At 73.8% G+C, this 5,076-nt stretch carries 4 protein-coding genes and 1 pseudogene; 2 read left to right on the top strand and 3 right to left on the bottom strand.

From position 1 onward, the window contains the following. Together FMEAI12_RS32780 and FMEAI12_RS32775 are read left to right on the top strand one after the other, a co-directional pair. A pseudogene (locus tag FMEAI12_RS32780) lies at positions 1-970 on the top strand (pyruvate dehydrogenase); the annotation flags it as partial. A 212-nt stretch (positions 971-1,182) separates the two neighbouring features. After that, positions 1,183-1,914 carry a DUF5701 family protein gene (locus FMEAI12_RS32775; RefSeq protein WP_083390925.1) on the top strand — a complete coding sequence of 244 codons (732 nt, stop codon included), beginning with the start codon at positions 1,183-1,185 and terminating at the stop codon, positions 1,912-1,914. Between the two features lie 234 nt (positions 1,915-2,148). On the opposite strand, the gene fabI is transcribed toward FMEAI12_RS32775, so the two are convergent. From fabI to FMEAI12_RS32760, 3 genes are all read right to left on the bottom strand, one after another. Continuing rightward, a complete protein-coding gene (gene fabI, locus FMEAI12_RS32770; protein WP_020459827.1) occupies positions 2,149-2,922 on the bottom strand; it encodes an enoyl-ACP reductase FabI in 774 nt (257 codons plus the stop codon). 102 nt (positions 2,923-3,024) lie between these two features. Further along, positions 3,025-4,239 carry a cation:proton antiporter gene (locus tag FMEAI12_RS32765; RefSeq protein ID WP_112109028.1) on the bottom strand — a complete coding sequence of 405 codons (1,215 nt, stop codon included), beginning with the start codon at positions 4,237-4,239 and terminating at the stop codon, positions 3,025-3,027. 24 nt (positions 4,240-4,263) lie between these two features. Then, on the bottom strand, positions 4,264-4,746 hold the full coding sequence (locus FMEAI12_RS32760; RefSeq protein WP_200835494.1) for a cation:proton antiporter regulatory subunit: 483 nt from the start codon (positions 4,744-4,746) through the stop codon (positions 4,264-4,266). Positions 4,747-5,076 lie beyond the last annotated feature (330 nt).

Genomic DNA, 5,076 nt, shown 5'->3' with positions numbered 1-5,076 from the left:
GCCGGGGCCGGAGGGGGCTCGTTCCGGCGGCGGGCGGCATGTGGCCGGCGGCCTGTCCGCCGGCGCGTTCGGTGGGGTGCTGGCCTCGCTCGGCGTGGCGTGGAGCCGGCTGGGTCTTCCGCTGCTGCCCATCGGGGTGAGCGACGAGATGTCGGTCACCCGGGTACTGCCCGGATGGGCCGCCGGCGGGGCGGCCGACGGACGCTCCCTGCTGACCGTCGCGGACACCGGTGTCGACCCGGTGCGCCCGGGCGGGTGGCGCCACGGCGCGATCGGCGTCCCGGGTATCGCCTGCTGGGAGCCGGCCTTCGCGCAGGACCTGGTCTGGTGCCTGCTCGAGGCGCTGCGCCGGCTCGGGCGCGTCGACGGCGCGTCCAGCCTGATCCGGCTGAGCGCGCGGCCCGTCGACCAGCGGCTCGCCGGGCTGCCCGGCGACGCCGCCGGCTGGTGGCGGCGTCGCGCGGCGGTGCTGGCCGGCGGGTACCGGCTGCGCCCGGGCGAGCCGTCCGCGCCGCTCACCCTGGTCGGGATGGGCGCCGTCATGCCGGAGGTGCTGCGGGCCGCCGACGAGCTGAGCTCCGGGCTGCGCCGGGAGATCGGCGTGGTCTGCGTGACGTCCCCGGACCTGCTCTTCGACGCGCTACAGGCCCGGCGCGGACTCGCCGACGGCGACGACGCCGTCCTCGGTGAGCTCTTCCCACCCAACCGCCGCGGCCCGCTGCTGACCGTGGTCGACGGCGACGCGCGGACGCTGGGTTTCCTCGCCGGTGTGCACGGCGAGCACGTCACGACACTCGGCTCGGCCGCCCCGATCCCGACCGCCCCGGGCCAGACCGCGCAGGTCCCGAGCGCGCCGGCCGATCCCCGCTCCCCCGGTGGTCCCGCCGCCGGCGGCGCGGGTGCCCCGGTGGACACCGCGACCATCGTCGGAGCCGCGCTCGACCTGATCGACGAGGCCGCCGCGTACTGAGCCGCCGCCTGCCGGGCCGGGACGCGTCAGCCGTCGGGTGAGACACCCGGATCGACTGGCTCGACCCGGCCAGCCCGTCCCGACAGCGCTCGGAACCCGTTGGGAACGCTCGGCGTTGAGGGTGGGACGTCCGAGATCCGGCACCGGGACCGGTGCCGGGAAACGGGGTCGTACGACGCCACCCAACCCACCGAAAGCCGAGGGGATGCCGCATGCCGAGCCGCACCGCGACGTTGAGCACCGCCGTGCGAACCGACGAGGTCGACCCGATCACGGAAGGAACCGGTGGCTGGCCCGATCCACTCGACCAGGCGTTCAACAGGCAGGTAGCCGGCCTGGTGCGGTTGGGGTACCCCGAGCTGGCGGGGATGTCTCCGGCCGACTTCGAGGCGCTCTGCGAGCCGCTGCGGACGGTCGCCCACGCCGCCGTGCCCGGCCCGTTCCGGCCCGCGACCCGGTCGTGGATGCCCTTCGTCCTGGTTGTGTCGGGGGAGCTCGTCCGGGCGGAGGAGATCGTGCCGCTGCTCACGCTCGCCGGGCGCGCCGACACCGGGACCGTCGACCGCAACCACGGAGAGGAGGGCCTCGCGCCCTACCGGCCGCTGCCGGAGCTGAACGTGCCCCACGCGGGTGTGTACCTGCTCACCGACGTCGAGCGCGGGGAGGAGTTCCGCGGCATCCGGCCCGCGGACGCGCTGCCACCGATCCTCGAGCGCGGGCGCTCGCCGCTGACGATCCACGAGGGGATCGCGGTGGTCACCCACTTCCCCGAGGCGCTGGAGAAGAACAACTGTTTCATGCTGTCCGGATCACGCCGGGGCGACCGCCGCGTGCCGGCGATGTGGATCTCGGGCCGGGCACCGAAGCTGGGCTGGTGCTGGGAGGGCAACCCGCACACCTGGCTGGGCACCGCCTCCGCCGCCACCCGCCACGCCGCCCGCTGACCCTCGCCCCTCCTCGCCCTTTCCTCGGCTCCTCGTCCTTTCCGGAGCCCCAGACCCCGAATCCGCTCCGGAAACGGCGAGACCGCCACAAAAGGGCGAGGAGGCGAGGCAGTGAAGAGATAACTGAACTGATGGAATTCCGATGCCCCACCGCCGGGCCGCGGTTTCACGGCCCCGCGGCCGGGCTGTGGTTTCAGGGGCCGGCCAGGGCTGCGTGGGGCGCCGTCCCGGAGGTCAGGCGCCGACCGCGTGGAAGCCGCCGTCGACATGCACGATCTCGCCCGTCGTCGCGGGGAACCAGTCCGAGAGGAGGGCGACGCAGGCGCGCGCCGCGGGCGTGGTGTCCGCGATGTCCCAGCCGAGCGGTGCCCGGGTGCCCCAGACCTCCTCGAACTTGCTGAACCCGGGGATGCTCTTGGCCGCCATCGTGCGCAGCGGGCCGGCGGCGACCAGGTTCACCCGCACTCCGCTGGGGCCGAGGTCCCGGGCCAGGTAGCGGGCGGCGGAGGCGAGCCCGGCCTTGGCGACCCCCATCCAGTCGTAGGACGGCCAGGCGACCGAGGCGTCGAAGTCCAGGCCGACGATGCTGGCGCGCTCGCCGAACAGCGGCATGGTCGCGCGGGTCAGGGACGCGAGCGACCAGGTGGAGACCTGAAGCGCGGTACCGACCTCCGACCAGGCCGCCTCGACGAACGGCTTGCCGCCCAGCACCGATTCCGGCGCGAACCCGATCGCGTGCATCACCCCGTCGAGGCCGTCGACGTGCTCGAGGACCTTCGCGGAGAGCTCGGCGAGATGCTCCTCGTCAGTCACGTCGAGCTCGACGACCGGCGGCTCGGTGGGTAGGCGGCGCGCGATCCGGCGGGTGAGGGACAGGCCGCGGCCAAACCCGGTGAGCACCACGGAGGCACCCTGCTCCTGGGCGATGCGAGCAACACTGAACGCGATGGACGCCTCGGTCAGGACGCCGGTGACGAGAACGCGCTTGCCTTCGAGAAGTCCACTCATGGAGCGTCATCCTGCCAAACATCGTCGGGTGAATCCCGCCAGCCCGGCCGAGATTCGCGCGCCGGCGCCCAGCCGCGGGTCACACGGCCCGCGGCAAGGCGGTCACGCGCCGCGCGCGGTGGCGGGATCCGGTGGCCTGCGGGCCTGTGACCAGCGGCGGATCGTTCGCACGACCGGTTCGACGAACCGCGCCGCCAGCGGGCCGAGTACCGCCATCAGCAGGACGTAGCACGCGGCCAGCGGCCCGAGCTGCGGGTTCACTCCGGCGGCGACCGCCAGCCCGGCGATGACGATCGAGAACTCGCCGCGGGCGACCAGCGCGGCGCCGGCGCGGTAGCGGCCCATCGTCGCGATGCCCGCGCGCCGCGCGGCCCACCATCCGGTCACGATCTTCGTCGCCACGCCGGCGAGCGCGAGCAGGGACGCGGCGAGCAACACGGGCGGGATCTCGACCGGATCGGTCTGCAGGCCGAAGAACACGAAGAACACGGCGGCGAACAGGTCGCGCAGCGGCGTCAGCACCTCGTGCGCGCTCTCCGCGACCGGCCCGGACAGCGCGATGCCGACCAGGAACGCGCCGACCGCGGCGGAGACCTGCATGCGCTGGGCGACGCCGGCGACGAGCAGGGTCAGCCCCAGCGACCGCAGCAGCAGGACCTCGTCGTTGCGGTCCGCGGTCGGGCTGAAGACGAGCAGGGTGACCTTGTCGCTGTGCCGCAGCGCGACGTACAGGACGGCGACGAGCGCACCCAGCGCCACCCCGACTGTCAGCGAGCCCCGGGCGACGGTGTGATGGGCCAGCAACGCGGTGACCACCGGCAGGTAGACGGCCATCGCGAGGTCCTCGAGCACGAGCACCGACAGCACGACCGGGGTCTCCCGGTTACCGATGCGGCCCAGATCCCCCAGGACCTTGGCGATGATCCCGGACGAGGAGATCGCGGTGACGCCGCCCATGACCACCGCCGCCAGCGGCCCCCAGCCGAGCAGGAACGCGGCCGCCACGCCGGGGGCGGCGTTGAGCGTCAGGTCGAGCACCCCGGCTGGGGCCTGTCTTCGCAGGCCGTGCAGGAGCTCCTCGGCGGTGTACTCCAGGCCGAGTGTCAGCAGCAGGAGGATGACACCGATCTCGGCGCCGATCTCGATGAAGTCCTCGCTGGCGCCCAGTGGCAGGACACCGCCGTGCCCGAAGGCGAGACCACCGATGAGGTACAGCGGGATCGGTGAGATACCGACCCGCAACGCAAAGTGGCCTAGCACCCCCAGGACGAACAGGACGGCACCCAGCTCGAGGAAGGTCGTCGCCGTGTCGTGCACGTGTCGTCGGTCGCCCGTTCTCCGTCAGCCCGTGCGCAGGAGCTGGGCGACGGCCGCGGTGTTCTCCGGGGTGCCGACGACGACCACGATGTCCCCGGGGTGGAACTGGAAGTCCGGCCGCGGCGAGGCGAGGACCTCGTGGTCGCGGACGACGGCGACGATGGACGCGCCCGTGCGGGTGCGGGCCTGGGTGTCACCGAGCGTGCGGTCCGCGTACGGGGAACCCGCGGTTATCTCGAGTTGCTCGCCGACCAGCCCGGCGAACGCGCGCGAGAGGTCGGCGAGCTTCTCCACGATGTGCGGAGCGCCGAGCAGCTCGGAGAGCACGTCCCCCTCCTCCGGGGTGAGTGTTATCGACTCGCGGGATGCGTCCGGATCCTCCGCATCGTAGATGACCAGGTCACGACGTCCGTCGTGGCGGCTCACCACGCCGAGCCGGCGGCCCGAGCGGGTACTGAAGTCGTGCCGCAGCCCGATCCCGGGCAGCGGGGTCTCCTCGACGTCCACTTCTTCCTGAGCCTCCGTCAGCACTGACGCGTCGTTCCGGGAGGACGCCGACCGGGCCCGGGACACCCGGTCGGGCGCTGACGCGCCCCCGCCGCCCGCCGGGCCCGCCGCCGGTCCCGCTTCCGATCGTCACAGTAACCCGCCGGGGACCGATCGGCCCCGGTCCGTCCGATCCGGGCACCCGGCATACCCGCAGAACCGGCACGGCACGGCCCGCCGTGTGAACGGCGTTCCCGCTGACTGCCGCGCGAACCCGCCGCCCGTTTTCGGACGGCCCGTCCGGGCGGTGCCGGGGCACGCTGTCGGGGCGCGCCGCCTGGGCACGCCGCC

The sequence above is a fragment of the Parafrankia sp. Ea1.12 genome (genome assembly GCF_900465275.1).
Lineage (GTDB): Bacteria > Actinomycetota > Actinomycetes > Frankiales > Frankiaceae > Parafrankia > Parafrankia soli.
Note: the sequence above shows the minus strand (reverse complement) of the source record. Positions and strands in the feature narration are given on the sequence as shown.